The 20196-nt window shown below is 60.6% G+C and carries 20 protein-coding genes and 1 tRNA gene; 8 read left to right on the plus strand and 13 right to left on the minus strand.

Annotated features, from left to right (window positions below):
* Positions 1 to 9 precede the first annotated feature (9 nt).
* From C3Y15_RS06645 to C3Y15_RS06670, 5 genes are all read left to right on the plus strand, one after another.
* Positions 10 to 768, plus strand: coding sequence for a cytochrome c1 (locus C3Y15_RS06645; protein ID WP_011883069.1), 759 nt, complete (start codon positions 10 to 12; stop codon positions 766 to 768).
* A gap of 94 nt (positions 769 to 862) precedes the next feature.
* Entirely contained in the window at positions 863 to 1474 is a 612-nt protein-coding gene (locus C3Y15_RS06650) for a glutathione S-transferase N-terminal domain-containing protein (RefSeq protein WP_006400565.1), read from the plus strand.
* Positions 1475 to 1545: 71 nt separating this feature from the next.
* Positions 1546 to 2052, plus strand: coding sequence for a ClpXP protease specificity-enhancing factor (locus tag C3Y15_RS06655; protein ID WP_014722317.1), 507 nt, complete (start codon positions 1546 to 1548; stop codon positions 2050 to 2052).
* A 19-nt stretch (positions 2053 to 2071) separates the two neighbouring features.
* Positions 2072 to 2147: transfer RNA gene (locus C3Y15_RS06660), tRNA-Thr, on the plus strand.
* 174 nt (positions 2148 to 2321) lie between these two features.
* Positions 2322 to 3539 (plus strand): integrase arm-type DNA-binding domain-containing protein, encoded by a 1218-nt coding sequence (locus C3Y15_RS06670; RefSeq protein WP_069239089.1) that lies wholly within the window; start codon positions 2322 to 2324, stop codon positions 3537 to 3539.
* Positions 3540 to 4154: 615 nt separating this feature from the next.
* Here the strand turns inward: C3Y15_RS06670 and C3Y15_RS06680 are convergent.
* The 11 genes from C3Y15_RS06680 to C3Y15_RS06735 form a co-directional block, all read right to left on the minus strand.
* On the minus strand, positions 4155 to 7019 hold the full coding sequence (locus C3Y15_RS06680; RefSeq protein ID WP_166677044.1) for a DUF927 domain-containing protein: 2865 nt from the start codon (positions 7017 to 7019) through the stop codon (positions 4155 to 4157).
* Between the two features lie 127 nt (positions 7020 to 7146).
* Positions 7147 to 7473 carry a hypothetical protein gene (locus C3Y15_RS06685; protein ID WP_069239087.1) on the minus strand — a complete coding sequence of 109 codons (327 nt, stop codon included), beginning with the start codon at positions 7471 to 7473 and terminating at the stop codon, positions 7147 to 7149.
* Between the two features lie 9 nt (positions 7474 to 7482).
* On the minus strand, positions 7483 to 7830 hold the full coding sequence (locus C3Y15_RS06690) for a hypothetical protein (protein ID WP_009908645.1): 348 nt from the start codon (positions 7828 to 7830) through the stop codon (positions 7483 to 7485).
* Positions 7823 to 8035 (minus strand): hypothetical protein, encoded by a 213-nt coding sequence (locus C3Y15_RS06695; RefSeq protein WP_006765346.1) that lies wholly within the window; start codon positions 8033 to 8035, stop codon positions 7823 to 7825. The genes C3Y15_RS06690 and C3Y15_RS06695 overlap by 8 nt, the downstream gene beginning before the upstream one ends.
* Positions 8028 to 8330 (minus strand): hypothetical protein, encoded by a 303-nt coding sequence (locus tag C3Y15_RS06700; protein WP_069239086.1) that lies wholly within the window; start codon positions 8328 to 8330, stop codon positions 8028 to 8030. Before C3Y15_RS06700 ends, C3Y15_RS06695 begins: the two co-directional genes overlap by 8 nt.
* Complete coding sequence (locus tag C3Y15_RS06705) at positions 8323 to 8499, minus strand: hypothetical protein (protein WP_111442231.1); 177 nt, start codon at positions 8497 to 8499, stop codon at positions 8323 to 8325. The genes C3Y15_RS06700 and C3Y15_RS06705 overlap by 8 nt, the downstream gene beginning before the upstream one ends.
* Before the next feature lie 360 nt (positions 8500 to 8859).
* On the minus strand, positions 8860 to 9138 hold the full coding sequence (locus tag C3Y15_RS06715; protein WP_069239085.1) for a hypothetical protein: 279 nt from the start codon (positions 9136 to 9138) through the stop codon (positions 8860 to 8862).
* Positions 9135 to 9356 (minus strand): AlpA family phage regulatory protein, encoded by a 222-nt coding sequence (locus C3Y15_RS06720; protein ID WP_080484275.1) that lies wholly within the window; start codon positions 9354 to 9356, stop codon positions 9135 to 9137. Before C3Y15_RS06720 ends, C3Y15_RS06715 begins: the two co-directional genes overlap by 4 nt.
* Before the next feature lie 116 nt (positions 9357 to 9472).
* Complete coding sequence (locus C3Y15_RS06725; protein ID WP_124259945.1) at positions 9473 to 10264, minus strand: hypothetical protein; 792 nt, start codon at positions 10262 to 10264, stop codon at positions 9473 to 9475.
* 141 nt (positions 10265 to 10405) lie between these two features.
* Positions 10406 to 11869, minus strand: coding sequence for a helix-hairpin-helix domain-containing protein (locus tag C3Y15_RS06730; protein ID WP_124259946.1), 1464 nt, complete (start codon positions 11867 to 11869; stop codon positions 10406 to 10408).
* A complete protein-coding gene (locus tag C3Y15_RS06735) occupies positions 11866 to 12618 on the minus strand; it encodes a hypothetical protein (protein WP_124259947.1) in 753 nt (250 codons plus the stop codon). Before C3Y15_RS06735 ends, C3Y15_RS06730 begins: the two co-directional genes overlap by 4 nt.
* 316 nt (positions 12619 to 12934) lie before the next feature.
* Between C3Y15_RS06735 and C3Y15_RS06740 the strand changes: the two genes are divergently transcribed.
* From C3Y15_RS06740 to C3Y15_RS06750, 3 genes are all read left to right on the plus strand, one after another.
* On the plus strand, positions 12935 to 13510 hold the full coding sequence (locus C3Y15_RS06740) for a recombinase family protein (protein ID WP_069239083.1): 576 nt from the start codon (positions 12935 to 12937) through the stop codon (positions 13508 to 13510).
* Positions 13511 to 13703: 193 nt separating this feature from the next.
* Entirely contained in the window at positions 13704 to 17222 is a 3519-nt protein-coding gene (locus C3Y15_RS06745) for a DNA methyltransferase (protein ID WP_124259948.1), read from the plus strand.
* 166 nt (positions 17223 to 17388) lie between these two features.
* Positions 17389 to 17934: a hypothetical protein gene (locus C3Y15_RS06750; protein ID WP_124259949.1), complete on the plus strand. Its 546-nt coding sequence runs from the start codon at positions 17389 to 17391 to the stop codon at positions 17932 to 17934.
* Between the two features lie 285 nt (positions 17935 to 18219).
* Here the strand turns inward: C3Y15_RS06750 and C3Y15_RS06755 are convergent, their stop codons facing one another.
* Positions 18220 to 19227: a HEAT repeat domain-containing protein gene (locus C3Y15_RS06755; RefSeq protein WP_069239080.1), complete on the minus strand. Its 1008-nt coding sequence runs from the start codon at positions 19225 to 19227 to the stop codon at positions 18220 to 18222.
* Positions 19228 to 19372: 145 nt separating this feature from the next.
* Positions 19373 to 20041: a HEAT repeat domain-containing protein gene (locus C3Y15_RS06760; RefSeq protein ID WP_124259950.1), complete on the minus strand. Its 669-nt coding sequence runs from the start codon at positions 20039 to 20041 to the stop codon at positions 19373 to 19375.
* Between the last annotated feature and the right edge of the window lie 155 nt (positions 20042 to 20196).

Genomic DNA, 20196 nt, shown 5'->3' on the forward strand with positions numbered 1-20196 from the left:
GAGAACGACATGAAGAAACTGCTTTCGACGCTCGCGCTGATCGGTGCGACGGCCGTGGCGCTGCTTGCGGCGCCGGCCGTGCGCGCGGAAGGTAATTTTCCGCTCGACCGGGCGCCCGATAACACGGAAAATCTCGTTTCGCTTCAGCACGGCGCGCAATTGTTTGTAAACTATTGCCTGAACTGCCACAGCGCGAACCTGATGCGCTACAACCGTCTGACGGATCTGGGCATATCCCAGAAGGAGATCGAAAAGAATCTCCTGTTCACGACCGACAAGGTCGGGAACACGATGTCCGTCGCGATGCGGCCCGAAGACGCGAAGAACTGGCTCGGCACCATGCCGCCCGACCTGTCTGTCGAGGAGCGGGCGCGCGGCCGCGACTGGCTGTATACGTATCTGCGCAGTTTCTACCGCGACGATACGCGGCCGACCGGCTGGAACAACGCGGTGTTCGAGAACGTCGGCATGCCCCATGTGTTGTGGCAGCTGCAGGGGCAGCGCACTGCCAAATTCGAAGACAAGACGAACGAGGAGACGGGCGAGAAGGTCCATACGCTCGTCGGCTTCCAGCAAGTCACACCGGGGACACTGTCGTCGCCGGATTATGATGCTGCGGTGGCCGACCTGGTGGCGTATATGACGTGGATGTCCGAGCCGGCTCAGCAGACCCGCAAACGCCTCGGCGTGTGGGTGCTGATCTTTCTCGGCGTCCTGACTTTCCTGGCCTGGCGGCTCAATGCCGCGTATTGGAAAGATATCAAGTAAACACGCCTGACCGGCGTGGGGCCGGCGCAAGGCGGAACCCGTGAAAGGGGTTGCGCCGCGTGCCGGCCCTCGGCTTTTTTGAGGAAACGCAAATATGATGGTTCTGTATTCCGGCACAACTTGCCCGTTCTCCCAGCGTTGCCGGCTGGTGCTGTTCGAGAAGGGCATGGACTTCGAAATTCGTGACGTCGACCTGTTCAACAAGCCGGAAGACATCTCGGTGATGAACCCGTACGGTCAGGTGCCGATTCTGGTCGAGCGCGATCTGATCCTGTACGAATCGAACATCATCAACGAATACATCGACGAGCGCTTCCCGCATCCGCAACTGATGCCGGCCGACCCGGTGCAGCGCGCGCGTGCGCGCCTGTTCCTGCTGAACTTCGAGAAGGAACTGTTCGTTCACGTCAGCACGCTCGAGAACGAGAAGGGCAAGGCAGCGGAGAAGAATCACGAGAAGGCGCGTCTTGCGATCCGCGATCGCCTGACGCAGCTTGCGCCGATCTTCGTGAAGAACAAGTACATGCTCGGCGAGGAGTTCTCGATGCTCGACGTCGCGATCGCGCCGCTGCTGTGGCGTCTGGATCACTACGGCATCGAGCTGTCGAAGAACGCTGCGCCGCTGATGAAGTATGCCGAGCGGATCTTCAGCCGTCCCGCGTATATCGAAGCACTGACGCCGTCCGAAAAGGTCATGCGTCGCTGATGGTGCAATGAGTGCATGACGGAGCGGGCGGCGCGGCGTGCCGCGTGCCCGCTCCGGGTTCGAGGATTGTGATGCAAGAGATTTCAACGAAGCCGTATCTGTTGCGCGCGCTTTACGAGTGGTGCACCGATAACGGATACACGCCGCATATCGCGGTGAGGGTCGACCAGTCGACGCGCGTGCCGCGCCAGTTCGTGCGTGACGGCGAGATCGTGCTCAACATCAGCTTCGAGGCCACGAGCCAGTTGCAGATGGGTAACGAGTGGATCGAGTTCACCGCCCGGTTTTCCGGGAAGGCGCACAAGATCGAGATTCCGGTGGCCAACGTGCTCGCGATCTATGCGCGGGAAAACGGGCAGGGGATGGCGTTCCAGGTCGATGCGGTGGCGGGTGAGGGCGAGGATTCGGGCGTGGCCGAAGACGAGGGCATGCCGAGCGACGATGCTGCGTCGCCGTTGACGCCGGTCGCTGAAAGCGGGGCGAACGAGGAGCCGTCCGAAGGCGCCGACGAGCCGCCGAACACCGACGGCGACGGCTCGAAAGGCGGTAGCAGACCTCGCCTCAAGATCGTGAAATGAGGTAGAATCGCGGGCTTACGCCGGCTTAGCTCATCTGGTAGAGCAGTTGATTTGTAATCATCAGGTGGCGGGTTCGAGTCCTGCAGCCGGCACCAAACACTAGTTTCAAGTAGTACCCGGAAGTCCCAAAACCCGCGTCCAGTCTAGCGCTGACGCGGGTTTTTTGTTTCAGGACGTCCCGTGAGAGGCCGGGGCATCCCCAAAATTTGGGGGTAAGATTCGGGGTATGACTTCCGGGATTTGGGGGTATGCCGTACCCCCGACGAACAATGAAAACCAAACCTCTTACCGACGCCAAGTGTCGCAACGCTAGATTCGATGAGGCCGGGGGAAACAAACTCTTCGACGGCGGTGGCCTGTATCTCGATCTGCGCTCCAGTGGTTCGAAGAAATGGCGGCTCAAATACCGGTTCAATGGCAAAGAAAACCTGCTGACGTTCGGCGACTATCCCGCGACGTCGCTCGCCGATGCTCGGTCGAGGCGTGACGAAGCGAAGCGGCTGTTAGCGGAAGGGAAGAACCCTGCGTTCGAGCGTGACGTCGAGAAGCAGACTCGCGCCATTGCCGCACAGAACACCTTCGAGGCCGTCGCGCTGGAGTGGTACGAGGCGCAGCAAGCGACATGGAGCGCTTCGCACGCGAACCGAGTCAAGAAACAGCTCGATCGCGAGGTGTTTCCCCTGATCGGCCAGCGCCCGATTTCTTCGATCGGCGCCCCGGATTTGCTCGCGGTCATTCGACGAATCGAAGGACGAGAGGCGTTCGAGACGGCGCGCAAGACGTTGCAGACATGCGGCCAAGTCTTTCGCTATGCCGTTGCAACGAGCCGTGCCGAGCGAGATCCGTCGCCGGACCTGCGAGGCGCATTGAAGGCGGTGCCCGTCAAGCATATGGCGCGAGTCGGCGAAAGCGAGCTGCCGGAGTTGCTTCGCTCGATCGCTTCCTATGAAGGCGAGCCCGAGACCCGGCTCGCTTTGCGATTCCTGGCATTGACGTTCGTTCGCACCATCGAGCTGCGGCAGGCCGAGTGGACGGAGATCGACTTGGAGCGCCGAGAGTGGCGCATTCCGGCCGAGAAGATGAAGATGCGCCGCGTGCATATCGTGCCGCTCGCCGAGCAGACGATCGCGCTGCTTTCCGAGCTACGCGCGCTGACGGGCCACCGTCGCTGGCTGTTCCCGAACAGCCGCAGACCGTTGCAGCAGATGAGCGAGAACACGATCCTGTACGCGCTATACCGGATGGGCTATCGCAGTCGCATGACCGGGCACGGATTCCGTGGTCTTGCCTCAACGATCTTGAACGAGAAGGGCTTCAATTCCGACTGGATCGAGCGTCAGCTCGCGCACTCCGAACAGGACGGTGTGCGGGCGGCATACAACCACGCCGAGTATCTGTCCGAGCGCCATCGCATGATGCAGTGGTGGGCGGACTATCTCGACAAACAGGGTGGGGCGAAGATCATCCCGATCGCGGCGGCAAGATAGACCCGTGCTGCCACGCGTATGACCCCCTTGCGGCGCGCCTCCCACCGATTTTTCAGAGTTGGCACCGCACTGTCGGTCCCCTGCACGTTGGTATGAATATGACCCCCCTTAGGCGGGCCGGAAGTAGGAAAAACACGCGGGTGTGAGCCCCCGCGTCTTTGCCCTAGACGCAGGGTCCCCCGCTTTCCCGCCACCCCGACACTTGCGACCGGCGCAACAATGCCCGATCGGGGCGCGTCGCGGACACCCCCTCGAAAACACGTCATCGACGCCCTTCGAATCCCGGAGAGCCGCGCCCCGTCTGGCTTCGCGGTCGACGCAGACGGTCGACGCCTGTCCGCTCAGTGCAAAACGAGTTGGAGATTTGGAGATAAACGCCCGAATCGGCCGCAAAGCCTTATGGGGTAAGGCTTCGTGTGTCTCCAAACGATTTGGAGAACGCTGGAGATACTGGAGATAAACCGGGCTGGATTGTTACATCCCCAGCAAGAGTCGAGGCAACCGCCGACCCGGTTCCATCTGGAGCGTATCGCTCAAAGTAACTTTGACGCACGGGCCAAAAGTGCCGCGCAAAGGGATGCCCGCCACCGCCCTCCCGGACGGCGGCGGTGCAGCTTAGATTTCGAGTGAGAAGATGGACGGCAGGACGCGATAGACCATGAGGCGCTTTGTCATGCCGGGGATATGTTCTTGTCGATACGGACGCCCATCGCTACGCAGCATCAGCACACCCCGCTTCATCAAAGCCTTCTCGACGATCCTATGGTCGTAACCGGCGCATACTTCCTTGCGAAACACGGTTAACTCGATCAGGTATTCCGTCTCGACGCTTTCCGCGTCTTCGGCGCTCATCTTCTCGCCGAACTCAGCGTAATACGCTTGATCCGACTCGATGGCGATGCTGCTCTTATCGTGTTTCACGAGTCGCTTCCAGCCCGCACGGTGCGGCGCGTTCGGTCGATGGTCGTCCTGCGCCCGGTTCATCCAAACGAAACGGTTGTCGCCGTGCGCGACGAGGAAGTGCAGCACCTGCCGCACCGCATCCGCCTCGTCGGAATTACCCGTGCCGCCGCGCAGTTCGAGCCAGCCTTCGAAGCAGCGACGCGCGGCCTCGACCGCTTCGCCCTGCGGCCAGCCCGTTAGCCCGTGCGCCGTCGCCAGCTCGCCGGCCACCGCGACGAGGCAGAACCGCTTGGCGACGCGCGCGACCTGCGAATGCGAGCCGTCCGGCACCCATTGCCCGACCAGCTCATCGACGCGCATGCGCAGATGCTCGGCCAGCTCGTCGGCCTGCGACGACGCCCATTCGATAAACGCGGGGCCGGCCGTGCCGTAGTGCCGGCCGGCGTGCCGCTCTAGATGCTTGATCAGCGCGGCCGGCGTCGGGAAGCCGTGCAGGTTTTCTACGACGCCCATTTCGCCAACCTCGGCGGGAATCGCGGGCAAGCGCACCTCGATACCGCCTTTCATCGGCTTGTTGCCTTCGGCCATCAGCGCGGACACGCTCTTTTCGCCGTTCGACAGGAACAGCAGCCGCCACGTGAGAACCGGCTTTGCCGAGCCGCTACGCGACGCACGGGCCTTGCCCGACTCGTTCGCAAGCATGTAGATCACATCGCCAACCAAGCGCGGCTCGACCTGTCCGATTTCGTCGAGGATCAGCAGCGCGTCGCTATGCTGCGTGGCGACCGCTTCGAGCGCGTTGTCGGTCGCCTTCCAGCTCCGCACATAGTCCGGCGAGCCGAACACGGACGCGGCGATGACGCCGCCCGTCGACTTGCCCTTGGACGTCGTGCCGAGCAGGTGGAAGCCGCCCGACTGAAGCCCGGAGAAGTGCAGCAACGGACCAGCGAAGGCGGTAGCGACGCAGAACAGCAGCCGGCTATTGCCGACGCAGTAGGCTGCGACCTCGCGTTGCCAGTCGTCCAGCGTGCCACGCTCCTTGAACTGGCTCTGGATCGGCGTGTCGGCCTGATAGATCAGCGCCTCTTTGCCGGTGCCGATGACGCGATCGGGCAGCACGAACGCGCCGTGATGCCAGCCGACGCGCGGCACGCAGCGCACGCGCTCGTCCGGCTGCGCCATCTGCACATAGTTCGCGATCTGCGTGCGGGCGATCTGCGTCACTCCAAGCTTTACGCCCATATCGAGCAGCATGCGGCGCAGCTCCGTGCCGTCGCCGGCAAAGAGGCCGGCCGGCACCGCCCACCGTTTCAGGATGCCGTCGCGATCGGTGAATTCGAGCAGGTAGCCCCACTCGCTGTTCATCTCGTTGCGCGTCTCCGCAATCACGTCGATACGCGTGCTGACCCAATGCGGCGGGAGCGGGTCGCCCTGATTGTTGAAGCCGTGAAACCACACGCCCTTGTCGTCGACGACGAACCGCGACTTGCCGTCCTGCGCGCGGGCCGTTTTCGGGCGCTTGGCGGGCTTCGCGGCGGGCAGTGCAGCCTTGTCCTTGCCGGGATCCGCCGAGCCGGCTGGAGCGAGCGCAGCGTGCACGGCGGCGGCCACCGCATCGGGGCCGAGGTGCGTAGCCAGGTCGTTGAAGTCGGTGCCGGCCGCCGGGCGATTCGGACCGAAGTCGGGCACCGCGACGATGCCGGCGACGGCCTCGGCCGCCGCGCGGGCCTTCGTCACGCCCGGATTGCCCTTCGTCGTGTGGTCGTCATCGGCGCAAACGACGATCCGGGCGTCCGGATACTGGCCGCGCAGCGCCGTCGCGACCGCGTGCAGGTTGCCGGCGTCGAACGCAACGGCGGCCGGATAGCCGGTCGCGGCCGCGAGCGTCGCGCACGTGGCGTAACCCTCGCCAATCAGTACCGTCGACGGCGCGGAAGATAGCGTGCCGCCGATCAGCGAGAAGCAGCCCGCCTTGCGGCCGTTCGGCAGATAGCGTTTCTGGCCGTCCGTCAGGACGAACTCCAGCGTCCACAGCTTCCCGTCCGCGTCACGGGCTGGGATGACGAGTGCGCCGTCGCACGCGGCCGTGCCGATGCACAAGCCGCCGCGATAGACGCGCAGCGCGTCGACCGGGATGCGCTTGCGAACGAGATAGGGGTGATCGGCCGGCGCTGGCTCGGCCGCCGACCAGATCGATTCGGCGAGCGCCGACGCGGCTTGCTGCTTCTCGGTCAGTTCGGCCAGCTCGGCCGCTTCGCGGGCCGCGCGCTCGGCCTTCTGCCGCTCACGCTCCGCTGGATCGACCGGCTTCGCCCGATGCGCACGCGGATCGAAACCGCCTTGTTTGGCGAGGTGAAACAGCGTGTTGATGGTGATCTTGCCGCCCTTGAACGACTTCCACACATCGCGCGTGTCCTTGCCTTTGTAGTTCTGCGCGCCTTGGCTCCATTCGTTCCAGAGAGCGAAGCCCTCTTCGCCAAACTCGGCCTTAAGCGCCATCCCCACCTGACTCCACGTGTCGCGGTCGTCGGGCGGAACATAGCCGAGCGCGACTCTCGCCCGCTCGAATTCGGACATGGGTGCGTTACTCATAGGTTTCCACTGGACGCGCGTCGGTCGGCTTCCGATTAGTAGTCCATATCGGGTAAGCAGCTACCCGACGCGCGAAGAATTGAATGATGCGGCGATGCCTAGCGGCGAAGCGTCAACCGGCTGCGCGAGGCACCGACAGAACTGCTCCGCCGGCCGTGACGTCGTTGCTGTAGACGTAGCGGCCGAGCCGCGACTCGCCAAGGGCGTCGTTGGCCGCCTCCAGCGCCGCGCCGATCGACGGCAGGGACGCGCGGAACAGGCTCAGCACAAGCCAGTAGTCGTCATCGGACATAGCCTTGTCGGCCGCCCAATGCAGGCTGTCCAGCAGTTCCATGGCGTCACTGATCCGCGTGCCGATGCGGTTACGGTCAGGACGGTTCACCTCGGCCACAAAGTGCGACGCGAACGGTTGCACGGCATTCTTGTTCGTCTTTGCCATGACCGCCCCTCAGTGCGTCGTGCGCGGTTCGCGCGTGACAAGGCCGAGCGCAGCAAACAGGTGCTGCTGCACGCGCCCCATCAGGCCGGCCGCGAACGCCTGACGGCTGATCGTCACGCGGTGCGCGTCGACGTCGCCTGCGTCCTGCATGGCAGCTTCCATGCCGCGTGCGAACGCAGCGGCTTGATGCGCCGCGTAGTCGTGCAGCCGCACGTCGCCTTTCAGGTCGAGCCATGCGTCGGCGCAGATCGCGCCAAGGTCGACAGCGAATTGCAGCTCGATCGGTGCGCCGGTATCCAGCGGCGGTGCGTTGTCGAATCCGTCGACAACCGCGGTTCGGATGCGCTGGTCAGTCATGACACACCTCCGGTTGCGCGGTGCGGCGCATTTCGGCCGAATACCGGCTCGCGACGCTCTGCCCCATGTCGACGAGCGCTCGCTCGTAGGTGCCCTCCGCAAGATGCGAACGGACAGCATCGAACAGGGCTTCGAGCTGGGCGAACTGATGGGCCGCACACATGGCGATCATCGTGACTTCGTTCGGCAGGCGATATTTAGACATGGCGCACCTCCAGAATCGACGCGAGGAGTTGCCCGACATCGATCGCACAATCCAGCTCCGCTTCGCCGCGAATCGGCGTGAGGTTCCAGTCGTAGACGGCCGCGTGCGTGAATTCGCCGAACCGCCGGTCGTAGGCGCTGCGCCCCGAGACGGGGCCGCCCAAGATCCGCACGCGCCAATCGTGATCGGGCGTCGGGCGAGCTGATGCCACCTCGACCAGCATGCCGATGCGTGAACGCGCATCGCATTGCGTGACGATCGCCAGATCGCCAATCTTGCAGCGCAGGTCAGCCATGACGCACCTCCGCACGGACGAGCGCGGCGATGGCCGCCAATGCTGCGCCGGTTGCATCGAGCGCGTCCTGATACGTGTTGGCGGTTGCCGCGTCGCGCAGAGCTGCGCGGACAATGGATTGAATGAGGTGGGATTGCTGCCCGGTACGGGCGTGCGACGACTGGCGCATTGGGTGCGACCTCCTTTTGCTGAGTTCGGAACCCGGCCCCCAACGCCAATTGGGGTGGCCGAGCACATGACGGAGTTGGCGTACCGGCGCAAAAGGAAACCGGCGTGCCCGAAGGCACCCCCGCCAAGGCCCGACCATTGAAGGCGCTTAGCGTGCGGACGTAAAAAAACCGCGCTGCGGCGGTTGTCCGCCTTTTGCATGTTCCGGACGCCAATCCGGGTCGCTGTTGTCTCAACGACGTGCACAGGATACTGCGCACCGCCGCGATGTGCAAATCGGGGAGGGACGGGCCAGCGGCGGCCGCATGAGGCGGCCGACTCGCCGCACCCTTCACCACGGCAAAGTAACTTTGGCGAGACGTCATGCCGGGGCCTTCGGATCAAGCATGAAAACCGCGTGCTTGAGGAGTTCGACAGCACGCTTGGCACGCGACGGCATGCGTTCGGCATCGCGTTCGAACACCGTGGCCGCCGCCGCGATCCAGCAAGCGGCCTCGCGACGGGCTTCGTCAACGCTTTGCCCAAGCGCTTTGGCGAACCGCTCGCGCTGACGCGTCAATTCACTTTTGTAGAAAGCAGCGTCGGCTCGCTTTTTCTCGTCGCGTGCTACTGCGCGTGCGTTCGATGTGTCGTTCGTCATTGTGGTTGGCCCCGATTCGCACGCGCAGCGAGCCATGCCTCGATGTCGCGCTCGAGCCAGCCAACAGCGCGCACGCCAAGCGGAATGGGCCGAGGAAACGTTCCGGCCTGAATTTGCCTATAGATCTCGCTTTTGCTTAATCCGATGCGTTCGGTAAGTGGACGCAGGCGAACAACTCGATTTGTAGTGAGGGAAGGGTGCGGGTTTTGTATTTCCATTTGCGCTCCGGTGAAATGGAACCGCGCGGGACTGCACGGCACGAGAGTAGTGTCGTCATTTCCACGACAGCGCAAACGTCAGGTTTGAGGAAGCTATATTTATAGGGCTGAGGTTTCTACCTTGACACCGGTGCTCCTCTCATGATCGGTAACACTCGATAGTCGTGCTCTATATATCGGCGAGCCGCGTCGAGCGCGTTTCTTGCATCTTGCACATAGTCGACGTCGTCGACGTCCAGTTTTTCGTTCATGAACTGATCTGCCAATTCGTTTAGTGCCTGTGCTTCGGATAACCCGAGGTCTTTCATTGCGCGAAACCCGTCGAATGCACGCAGATATCGAGGCAACAAATTCCATCGAGGTCTAGCAGCTTTCCGCGCAGCAGGGAGTTTGGATTGCTGGAATTCCAGCACGGATTTCACTTGCTCTAGCTGCCGAGAAATTGGCATAGAGGCATCAAAAATCACCCTGTACTCAGTGTCGCGCAACGGTCGGTCAAAGTATCGTGACGAGTCTACGGGGCCACTAATGAACCCGCATGGTGCGTCGAATTCCATGTTCACAAATTGTTGGGTTCCATCGTCGAGAGTTAGCGGCCAGCCCCACACCCAAGACGGCGGGTACCAATAGTCAATACCCCAGTCCATGAGGAATTTCGAATGCGCGTCGAAGTCGGGGTGAGATGCAAGGCGCTGCTCGCGAGGAATGCGTGCTAACCGGTTACAGAAATCGGCCTGCTGCTTGATGAACTTTTCATTCCGACGCAGGAATTCCCACGCCCACCTGTCGCCGCTGACGGATGGTGGTGGGTACGCGGCTGGGTTACGCCAATCGGGAATTCGAAACCAACTCCGAACGCGACGCCGCGCATGAATAGAACCAAGTCGCCTACCATTAAAGACAAACAATGCGTGCTCTCCATACGCCCTTCAGACCCGAAGCCGAGTCAGCCGGAGAAGGTGTCCGGCTTTCGGGCGATCGCCCTAGGCCCGGCGGGCGGTATTTTCTCACGGGTCAACTTGGTTTGATCTTGACGTATTTGGAGCCCGTTACATCCATATGGCTTGTGCAACCGTATTCTTGATGCGGAAAAAGAACTTGGTGCCAATGCCCGACAGTTTTCGAAGGTCCTCGTCTGGCGCGGTGGCCAAATCTGCAATGGTTACTATGCCTGCATCGCGAAGCGTTCTGATTTTCTGCTCGGTCAATCCATAGGGATATACGTTTCTATTTCCAAGTACTTCTATGCCGAGCGCGAGGACAGCCAGGTTGCGCGACAGGTCTGGCTCGGGAACAGAAACATTGAGTACATCATTGGCGGAGTAAATCTCCGCCGGCTCGTCCGTGGCGGCTGACCAGTCGAGAAACAAATCTTGCGTTATCCGGCGCTGCGGTACGTGGTCGAGGAGCGTGCAGAGGTTGGATGCATACCGCCCACCTCGTCCACCGGATTTCAGAGCTCTAGACGCTTCGCGCCGAGAGATGAATCCCACGTATTCAAGAATTTCGAGTACCTTAACGAGGCGATGCTGATGGTCTTTGTGTAATAGCACCGATGTTGCACGTTTTTCCGCAAGATGCTTGAACAATCGCTCGGCAACGTCCTGCGCTGGATCCAGGAGCGGTTCATAAATTCCAAGCTTTGGCTTCAATTCGTCAAGCAGCGGCCAGTAGTAGTCTGCTCCGAGTTTAACGAAGGAGGAAGTCAATTCATTTAACCCGATAGTCTCGTGCTCGCTCAAAATATTGCAGGTGAAGATGAACGCTCGGGCATTTCCAAGTACTGCGCGACCAAGAAATCTGAAAATTCGTTCCTCGTCCACGAGTACGGATTTCGTAAATCTGCTTTCTAATCCGGTGTATCTTGCGGCGATCACTTCTCGAAAGAATTCCGAAAAGGCCGGGGTGCGTTCGTCTCTGGCTAAGTCGATAACGGTCGCATCGTTGTAGACGTCGAAACGCGTTCCAAACTTAGTTACTCCAGGATAGATTGCTGCTTTGCATGAAACTCCGTTCCCGGAAAGAGTGCGGAATAATCCAAAGAAATCTCCAAGATCTGTTTCACGGCCGATGTGAGCTGCATCGTCGAACATTAAAATTAGCCGCTTGTTTATCTTGGAAGCCAACCCAACGAGAGCGGATCTTATGTCTTCCGGTCCAATTCCTGACGCTAGTTGTTCGGCTGATCCAGTGCTGCTCAGAGCCTCGTTTACCGCTTCAACAAGGAGGCGCGTAAAGAATTGTTGATAGTCATTGCCGGTCGACTGCAACAACGGAAGATGGCGCAGGCTGAGATAGACTGGCAAGGCCGTAGGCAACGAAATCCGGGCGCGACGCGTCGCTTCGATGAGAAGTGCGCTCTTGCCGCTACCGCGACCACCACGTAGCAGAACGGGGCCGTGTGCCATTAGACTTTTGATGATCCTGTCTTCGTATTCCGTGAAGCGATGGAGACGAACGAAATCCGTCTCTTCACAGTCTTCTGCGGCGAGGACCAAACCGTCGTCATTCATTTCCAAAAACCCCCAATTCTATTTGCGAAGTCGATCGCCTTTTGCTCACTCCATCGGTATAGGAAGTGATCGCTAAAATGGCTTAGCAGCGCAAAGCACGTTAATCGTTGGGCAACAGTGTGAAAGTCGCTCTCAATTGATACGGCATCGAAGGCCGCGGCCGGATTGGACAGTAGTTCACTATGGACGCCCTTTGAGAATTTTGAGAAGAGTCCCTCTAGGCTGCTGCGAAGTTCGGCGCAAAATCGCTCCGGCTGCTTATTCGATAGGTCGGAAATCCAGTCGTGAACAACGCCAAATTTCGCAATGGCGTCACTTAATCTATCGAATGCGGGAATCCAAATTAGCTCGTTTGTCCATGGACCTAACAGAGAGCGACATCCATTCTCCCTCGTGTTTATGGACCACATTTGTGTTCCGGGCTTTTCGGGTGAAATGATATCGCCGGTCCACTGGATTCCGGATTTACTTCGTGCTTCGAACTCGTAATAGGACGCTTCCTGATGTCGCTTTGCTGCAAGAACCCTAAAGGGGTCCAAGCGCGCCAAAAGAGCGGTACACGCCGTTTCAAGATACGCTCGCCCCAGGTAAGGGCCATACAGAGGGATCGAATGAGCGTTCTCTTGCTTTCCTCGCAAAGTACGCGAGGCAATTTCCATGCGCAACAGTCGCAAGCGCAGGTCTCTCAAAACGCCTTGCAATTCGCTATCGGCGCTTGCAAGGTCCCCGACGACAATCCTGTTTAACATTTTCGAGCTTCCGAGTCTCGTTATGAGCATTGGCATCGCCGATCGTGTGACGACCCGGACCAGGCGAAGCCAGGGAAGTATAGCCGGTTCAACAGCCACGCCAGATAGACGACATACGGAACGCTGTTGGAAAGAGCTCATCGGAATGCACGGAGCCATGCGTCAAGCGATATGCCCTGGCTCATAGTCGGCAACAGTGTCCAAAACCGATCCTTTGCGGACAGGGGCATTTTGCCCTGTCCGTAAATAAGGGTTGAAATGTTTTGGACATTGCCTTACATTCGGACATCTATTTCGTACAGATTGAGTGCCCGATATGTCCCGAACCTTTGCCTATGCCCGTGTCAGTACGTCCGACCAGACCACCGCGAACCAGTTACGAGAGATCGAGGCGGCCGGCTTCTCGGTCGACAAGCGCCGCGTTGTGTCGGAAAGCATTTCGGGAAGCGTAAGCGCCGATCAGCGGCCGGGGTTTGCGCAGTTGCTCGTCAAGATGGAAGAAGGCGACGTGTTGATCGTGACGAAGCTCGACCGACTCGGCCGCAATGCGATGGACGTGCGGGCCACGGTCGAGGGATTGGCCGAACGCGGTATCCGGGTTCATTGTCTCGCCCTGGGCGGCGTCGATCTGACTAGCGCGGCCGGCCGGATGACGATGCAGGTGTTGAACGCGGTGGCCGAATTCGAGCGGGATCTGTTGATTGAGCGCACACGCGCTGGTATCGCTCGCGCGAAGGCGGAAGGCAAGGCGATGGGGCGGCCGTCCGCACTCTCGGACGAGCAGCGGGCGGACGTGCTGCGCGAGTTGGACGCGGGGGCAAGCGTGGCCGCGCTTGCTCGGCGATTTGGCACGAGCCGCCAGACGATCATGCGGGTGCGCGACGCAGTCTAAGCGGCGCGCGCCGTTCAACTCACGCCCTGCTAGAGCCCGGCTCAGCGGACCAAGCAGACAGTGTCAGGTTGTCTGGCTCAGTTCGGCCAGTTTGAGACATTCCACACCCCTGCTAGGATTGTCAACAATCGTGTATTGACGTAGCGCCGCACTACGTCACGCGACAAAGGTATCATCGCGTGTTATGGAAAAAATGACAAAAATCAAGGCGTTCATTGAACGCTGGCAAGGGGTAACAGCGAGCGAATTGGCGACCGCACAGTCTTTCGTGTTGGACCTGTGCGAGCTGCTCGAGGTGCCCAAGCCGCACCCTAATGCCGCGCAGGACTACATGTTCGAGCGTCCCGTTACTTTTTTGCACGGAGACGGCTCCAGGAGCGCCGGTCGCATCGATTGCTACCGGCGAGGGAATTTTGTGCTGGAAGCGAAGAAGCTGAAGGCTGGTACACATACTAAGGGGTTTGACGATGGCCTCTTGCGCGCCCGTAGTCAGGGTGAGGCCTATGCGAGGGCTTTGCCGCTCGCTGACGGACGACCGCCATTCGTGCTGGTTGTGGATGTTGGCACCGTAATAGAGGTGTATGCGGAATTCAGTCGCACGGGCGGGACGTACATCCCGTTTCCCGACCCTCGCAGCCACCGTATTATGCTCGCCGATTTGACCGACCCGGCCAAACTGGAGCGTTTGCGCCTGATTTGGACGAACCCGGACGCGCTTGACCCGGCCCGTATCAGCGCCAAAGTGACGCGTGAAGTCTCGGAACGCTTGGCATCGCTGGCGCGGTCGCTGGAACAGGCCGGGCACGCATCGCACGACGTTGCAGCCTACCTATCTCGCTGTTTGTTCAGCATGTTTGCCGAGGACGTCGGGTTGTTGCCCGAAGGCTCATTTCATGAGTTGTTAAAGCGGCATCGTGATGACCCCGCCACCCTCCAGCAAATGCTGCGCATCCTTTGGGCCGACATGGACAAGGGTGGCTTCTCCGCGGCCCTAGTTCGGCAGGTCTTGCGGTTCAACGGCAAGCTCTTTAAGGGAGCCACTTCCGACGTCTACAGCCTGCGCTTGTCAAGCGAGCAAGTGGACCTGCTCATTCTCGCGGCGCGAGCTAACTGGCGTGAGGTGGAGCCCGCCATTTTCGGCACGTTGCTGGAACGGGCGCTTGACCCGGACGAGCGGCACGCGCTCGGCGCCCATTACACGCCGCGCTCATATGTCGAGCGCCTCGTGTTGCCGACGGTGGTTGAGCCCCTACGAGCTGAATGGGCCGATGCGCAGGCCGCGGCTTTGTTGTTGGCGCATGAGGCTGCTGAGCTCGAAACGCGCCCTCCTGAAGTGAAAACGAAAAAGGATTTCGCCGCGCTCGATCGTCACAGCGCTGCCGTGCGAGCCAAGTGGCGGGATGCTCAGCAGCAGGTAAAAGATTTCCTGCACCGGCTATGCACGTTACGTGTGCTTGACCCTGCGTGCGGTAGCGGCAACTTTCTCTACGTGGCGCTGGAACATCTGAAGCGCCTGGAGGGCGAGGTCCTCAACCAGCTTGCAGCACTTGGTGACACGCAGACCGCTCTCGACCTTGGGCGCGAGACCGTCACACTGCAGCAGTTGCTGGGCATCGAAGTGAACGAACGCGCGGCGACCCTTGCCGAACTCGTGCTGTGGATTGGTTACCTTCAATGGCATATCCGGACCAACGGCAACAGCGCCGTCGCTGAGCCTGTGGTGCACGATTACGGCAACATCGAACATCGCGATGCCGTCCTGGCGTACGAACGACGCGAGCATATCCTCGATGCTAAGGGACACGTGATGACACGCTGGGATGGCGAGACCATGAAGTCTCATCCCGCGACGGGTCAGCAAATTCCGGACGAGTCGGCTCAGCTCGCTCAGTGGCGTTACGTGAATCCACGCCAATCACCTCCATGGCCAACTGCAAATTTCATCGTCGGTAATCCCCCTTACATCGGCAACAAGCGCATGCGCCTTCTGTTGGGCGATGGCTATGTCGATGCTCTTCGTGCGGCGTGGCCTGAAGTACCTGAAAGTGCAGATTTCGTGATGTACTGGTGGCAGCGTGCGGCAGAGGCTGTACGCAACGGAGAAGCTGAACGATTTGGCTTTATCACGACCAACAGCCTCACAATGATTTTCAATCGGCGGGTCGTCGAGTTTCACCAGTCGGCTACCCCGCCACTTAGCTTAGTTTTTGCCATACCTGACCACCCTTGGGTCGACAGTTCTGACGGTGCGGATGTGCGAATTGCCATGTCTGTCGGGGTTTCGGGAGCTGTTGAAGGGCGGCTTCTTACCGTCACCGAAGAGGTCGAGGCCGAAAATGGCGAAGTTGCAGTGCAACTGTCATCCCGGCAGGGCATGATTCACCCGGACCTGAAGGTCGGAGCCAACCTTACCAGCACAGCAAAACTGCGCTCGAATGCTGGCTTGAGTTCCATGGGCATGATGAGGGCTGGCAACGGGTTCATCGTGAAAAGTGAATCTGAGGTGCGCAACTTGGGCCTCGGAGAGACCCCTTTACTCAATGAGCGGATCCGGCCGTTTTGCAGCGGGAAAGACCTGACAAACCGCCCACGTGGATTCTGGCTGATTGACCTTTACGGATTGAGTGAGGAGGAAGTGCGAGCGCAGTTTCCACGCGTTTACCAATGGGTGCTTGAGCGCGTGAAACCGGAGCGCGATGTTAATCGACGGGCCCGGTTGCGTAACCAATGGTGGACCTTCGGCGAGCCCCGGCAAGGACTGCGTGCCGCACTTACGGGATTGCCGCGCTACATTGCTACGGTCGAAACGGCCAAGCACCGCCTGTTCGTTTTTCTCGACGCTTCTGTGCTCCCGGACCATAAGCTGGTTGTCATTGCCAGCGACGATGCATTTCACCTCGGTGTCTTATCCAGTGCTGCACACGTCCATTGGGCGCTCGCAGCTGGGGGCCGGTTGGGCGTTGGGAACGACCCCGTCTACAGCAAGTCCCGCTGCTTTGATCCGTTCCCTTTTCCCAGCACAGATACTGGCTTAACTGTCGAACTGGCGGACCGAATTCGTCAACTTGGCGAGAGCATTGACGCGCACCGAAAGCGTCAGCAGGCGGACCACGCTGATTTGAAGCTCACTCCTCTCTACAACGTTGTGGAGAAGTTACGTAGCGGTGAAGCATTGACCCCTAAAGAGAAGTCAACAAATGAAGCGGGGTTGGCTGGCGTCCTCAAGAGTCTTCATGATCAGCTGGATGCCGCTGTCCTCCAAGCCTATGGCTGGGCTGACCTGCATCTCCCTGCCGATGTCGATACGCTTCTGGATCGACTTGTTGCACTCAATGCCAAGCGCGCTGCAGAGGAAACGGCTGGTGCGGTTCGCTGGCTGAGGCCTGAGTTCCAGCAAGCGCAGGCCTTAGGCGAACAGGTGGCCCTTGAGGTCGAAACTGAAAGCGATCTTGACGAAGAGGCGGAGGGATTGCCCGTTAGCGCTGGGGCCGTGACTACGCGTCCGTGGCCCTCTAGCCTGACTGAGCAAATTAAGGCCGTCGCCGAAGTGCTGGCGCAATCGGGCGCGGGCCTCGATCGAGACGCGGTGGCTGCACGCTTTAGCGGCCGCGGTCGATGGCGCGAGCGCCTTCCGACGTTGCTGGAGACATTGGCGGTACTCGGTCGCGCTCGGGTGAGCGCTGATGGGAGGTGGACAGATGCCGGCCGTTGACGGGAGCCTACGATGACCCACCTGGCAAGTTTCACCTCTGTCGCAAGGCATATTCGATGACGATTGCACTGTCACTCGTACCCGCTTCCATAATGTCTGCCGGTGGTGAATTCGATCTAGCCTATCACGTCGGAGTGTCCGTTCTGGAGTGAGTTGGAGGGCGGCTGTGGGTCGGCAACCGTCGGCCACATCCGTCGGTTGGCGGCCAGGAACAGCCACTCGACGTCGCCCGCTGAATCGTTTCAATCTTGCCTTCTGCGGCCACGCAAAGGCATCATCCGATAAATCCCGCAACAGCTCCGAAGGGCAGATCATGTTTAACTGCAAAGCTAAACGAGCCCAAGCCGAAGTCGACGTCAACGCAATGATCGAACTGGACGATGTTTTGCGGAGCGTCATCGCCATACTGAAATCGGCGCCTGAGGGCTCAACCATTTCGCAGGTCCGCATCACGTTTCATCAAGATTCGTCATCAGGTTCCATGACGATGAATCCAATCTCTTTCGAGCGCGGTGGCAGCCCCTCGGCTGCGGCGGAGGCTGATTGGAACAAGCTGGATCAGGTCGTCATCAGCAAGATCAAGCATACGAACCTGGGAGCGGCGGTGAGGATTTATACGAAAAAATACTCTCGCCTCCGCGAGCACGACGAGATATTGATTACCGCCACGAAAGTTACCCATATCTATCGGCACGTATCCATTCCGATCTAGGGCCGTGAACGGCCGTCTTGGGGAAACCCGACTGGCCGCTGCGGGTCGGCTACGGCCGACCGCGTCGGGCGGCAGTCGGCCACTAGCTGACATTTGGCGTCTGAAGTCGAAAATGCTGGCTTCTCGGCTATCTCCGGCCGCTCCTGATATGAGACCCTCCCGGACAAGCGCACGTCTGCTGCCGAGCAAGCGAGCAGACTATTTCCCGACCGACAGATCCGGGAGAGACAGGAAACGAGGGCATTCACCCCCAAGGAAGAGGCCGACTATCAAACTCAAACTCGACTACGTTAGCGCGTCGTTGCGAATACCCATCACGTAACGAGCATTGCGCGCCACGGACGGGTCTGGATCGGCGGCCAGCCGGGCAAGCAGGGCCGACGCCGTGCCATTGAATTCGGCGAGCGCCTGACAAATACGTACACGGGTCTGGACATCGGCTTGACCGTCTGAGATCGCTGCTTCAAAGCGCTCCACAATTTGCTTTGCGATCGCAGGGTCTTCCGCCAAATCGGCTAACGCATCGGCCGCCTCGACATCGTGAGTCCCGCCAAGAACCTGCTCGATCAGCAGGGGAATGGCGTCGCGTATCCCCCATCCGCCAAGCACCCGCGCAGCGCGATACCGCACGCGCTCCGCGGGGTCGAGGAGCGAGCCACGCAAGGTCTCCACCGCATCGGAACCTCCGAGTTTCGCCAGCGCGAGCACGGCCCGTTCGCGTACTACCGGATCGGGCTGTTGAAGCGCCGCGCCAAGTACGCTGGCACCGCTGCCTATGGTTCTTGCCAGCGCCCAGTGCAGCGCACCTGCGACATTCGGCTCTTGTTCCTGGAGCAGTGCGTGGGCGATGAGTGCTGCAAGCGGGGCATCGCTGGACGCGGCGTCAAATGCAGCACGCTGTCTCTCAGGCGCATGCGTCGAGTCCAGTCCTTTCAGCAGATGCACGACCTCAAGCACTGCGGACCAATCCTCGGGGGAGGTGGCGGACACAGCAGTCAGCCGGCAAAGCAACGCTTGCTCTGCGGCCAGCCGCTCGCGGCTGCGAACCATCAGCGCGTCAATGAGCACATCGGGGTGAGGCGCTTGTTGGCTGAGCGCCTGACGCACCTCGGCCAGCCCGAGGCCCAGCGAACGCAGGCTTTCCACTTGGAACAGGCGCAAGGCATCGGCTTGCGAATACTCGCGATATCCCGCTTCCGTACGTCCCGATGGGCTGACCAGTCCGACCGCGTCGTAGTGCCGCAGCATGCGCGCGCTGACGCCGGAACGATTGGCCAACTCGCTGATGCGCATCACTTGTCTCCGGTGTCATCTGGTTCACGCCGCCTCGTGTCTCGGCCTTGGCTCCAATCGAGCCTCGAAAATTCTAACAAACCGCCAACGGCTTCCATCACCTCGGCCAACACGTGGCTCATCACATCGATCGCCGTAAACCCGCCTATTCATCGGCGTAGGGCAACGGTGCACCTGCGCGCCACGCATCGGCTGGATCGAGCACAAACGCACTCTCCGGGTCGGCGATGAGCCTGAGGCTCGCGCAGGCATGCACGCGAACCGCCGGGTCCGTGTGTCGGGCCGCCGCCGCATCGAGCGGGGCCATGGCGTCGTCTCCAAGCATGAGTAATGCCCGGCTCAGACTCCGCTTGAGGTCCTTGTCGCCGCGGCCTAGCTCGCGAACCAGTTCGCGAGCCAAGGCGGCTCGTTGCCAGGTGGGCACCAGCCCCGCTGCGGTGCGCCACGCAGTTCGTGCCACCTCCGGATCGGGGTCATGTAGATGCCCGCTTGTGATCGCTGACCAGGTTGCCGGGTCTCCGATCTTTGAGAGCGTATGTAGCGCCTGGCTACGCGCTTGCGCCAACGGCGAGCGCAGCTCGTCAAGCAGCAATGGCAATGTCAGATCCTGCGCATGCCGGGTGAGCGCCCAGGTGAGCATGTCGCGAACGAAGAAATCCGGTTCGACACCGCAACGCTTCACCAGTAGCGTAATCTGGCCTGGATCGGGAGCTGTGCCGGCACCAAGCGCAGCCGCAAGACGGAGCGAAGCGTCTGGATGCTCGAGTGCCGTGGTCAGTGCGTGACGGGAAGTCGGGGGAAAGTGACGGGTCATGAACGCCTCCTCGCCCGACAGTGGACGCCTTGTCACTGTGACAAGGTCAAGTGTTTTCGGGCGAGGCGCGAATTGCACGCCCAGGCAGCCGTACGTGGGGCCGATCACCGCCTCCTCCGCAGGTGACGGGCGACGGGCGACCACAAACCGACGTT

It is taken from the genome of Burkholderia sp. B10 (assembly GCF_004368385.1).
GTDB lineage: Bacteria > Pseudomonadota > Gammaproteobacteria > Burkholderiales > Burkholderiaceae > Burkholderia > Burkholderia vietnamiensis.

Coding starts and splice junctions, on each gene's coding strand:
- C3Y15_RS06760 (WP_124259950.1), bottom strand. CDS start 20,041: ATGACCCGTCACTTTCCCCCGACTTCCCGTCACGCACTGACCACGGCA.
- C3Y15_RS06695 (WP_006765346.1), bottom strand. CDS start 8,035: ATGTCTAAATATCGCCTGCCGAACGAAGTCACGATGATCGCCATGTGT.
- C3Y15_RS06720 (WP_080484275.1), bottom strand. CDS start 9,356: ATGGAAATACAAAACCCGCACCCTTCCCTCACTACAAATCGAGTTGTT.
- C3Y15_RS06735 (WP_124259947.1), bottom strand. CDS start 12,618: ATGTTAAACAGGATTGTCGTCGGGGACCTTGCAAGCGCCGATAGCGAA.
- C3Y15_RS06740 (WP_069239083.1), top strand. CDS start 12,935: ATGTCCCGAACCTTTGCCTATGCCCGTGTCAGTACGTCCGACCAGACC.
- C3Y15_RS06755 (WP_069239080.1), bottom strand. CDS start 19,227: ATGCGCATCAGCGAGTTGGCCAATCGTTCCGGCGTCAGCGCGCGCATG.
- C3Y15_RS06655 (WP_014722317.1), top strand. CDS start 1,546: ATGCAAGAGATTTCAACGAAGCCGTATCTGTTGCGCGCGCTTTACGAG.
- C3Y15_RS06680 (WP_166677044.1), bottom strand. CDS start 7,019: ATGTCCGAATTCGAGCGGGCGAGAGTCGCGCTCGGCTATGTTCCGCCC.
- C3Y15_RS06685 (WP_069239087.1), bottom strand. CDS start 7,473: ATGGCAAAGACGAACAAGAATGCCGTGCAACCGTTCGCGTCGCACTTT.
- C3Y15_RS06745 (WP_124259948.1), top strand. CDS start 13,704: ATGACAAAAATCAAGGCGTTCATTGAACGCTGGCAAGGGGTAACAGCG.
- C3Y15_RS06700 (WP_069239086.1), bottom strand. CDS start 8,330: ATGGCTGACCTGCGCTGCAAGATTGGCGATCTGGCGATCGTCACGCAA.
- C3Y15_RS06645 (WP_011883069.1), top strand. CDS start 10: ATGAAGAAACTGCTTTCGACGCTCGCGCTGATCGGTGCGACGGCCGTG.
- C3Y15_RS06670 (WP_069239089.1), top strand. CDS start 2,322: ATGAAAACCAAACCTCTTACCGACGCCAAGTGTCGCAACGCTAGATTC.
- C3Y15_RS06715 (WP_069239085.1), bottom strand. CDS start 9,138: ATGACGAACGACACATCGAACGCACGCGCAGTAGCACGCGACGAGAAA.
- C3Y15_RS06690 (WP_009908645.1), bottom strand. CDS start 7,830: ATGACTGACCAGCGCATCCGAACCGCGGTTGTCGACGGATTCGACAAC.
- C3Y15_RS06705 (WP_111442231.1), bottom strand. CDS start 8,499: ATGCGCCAGTCGTCGCACGCCCGTACCGGGCAGCAATCCCACCTCATT.
- C3Y15_RS06730 (WP_124259946.1), bottom strand. CDS start 11,869: ATGAATGACGACGGTTTGGTCCTCGCCGCAGAAGACTGTGAAGAGACG.
- C3Y15_RS06650 (WP_006400565.1), top strand. CDS start 863: ATGATGGTTCTGTATTCCGGCACAACTTGCCCGTTCTCCCAGCGTTGC.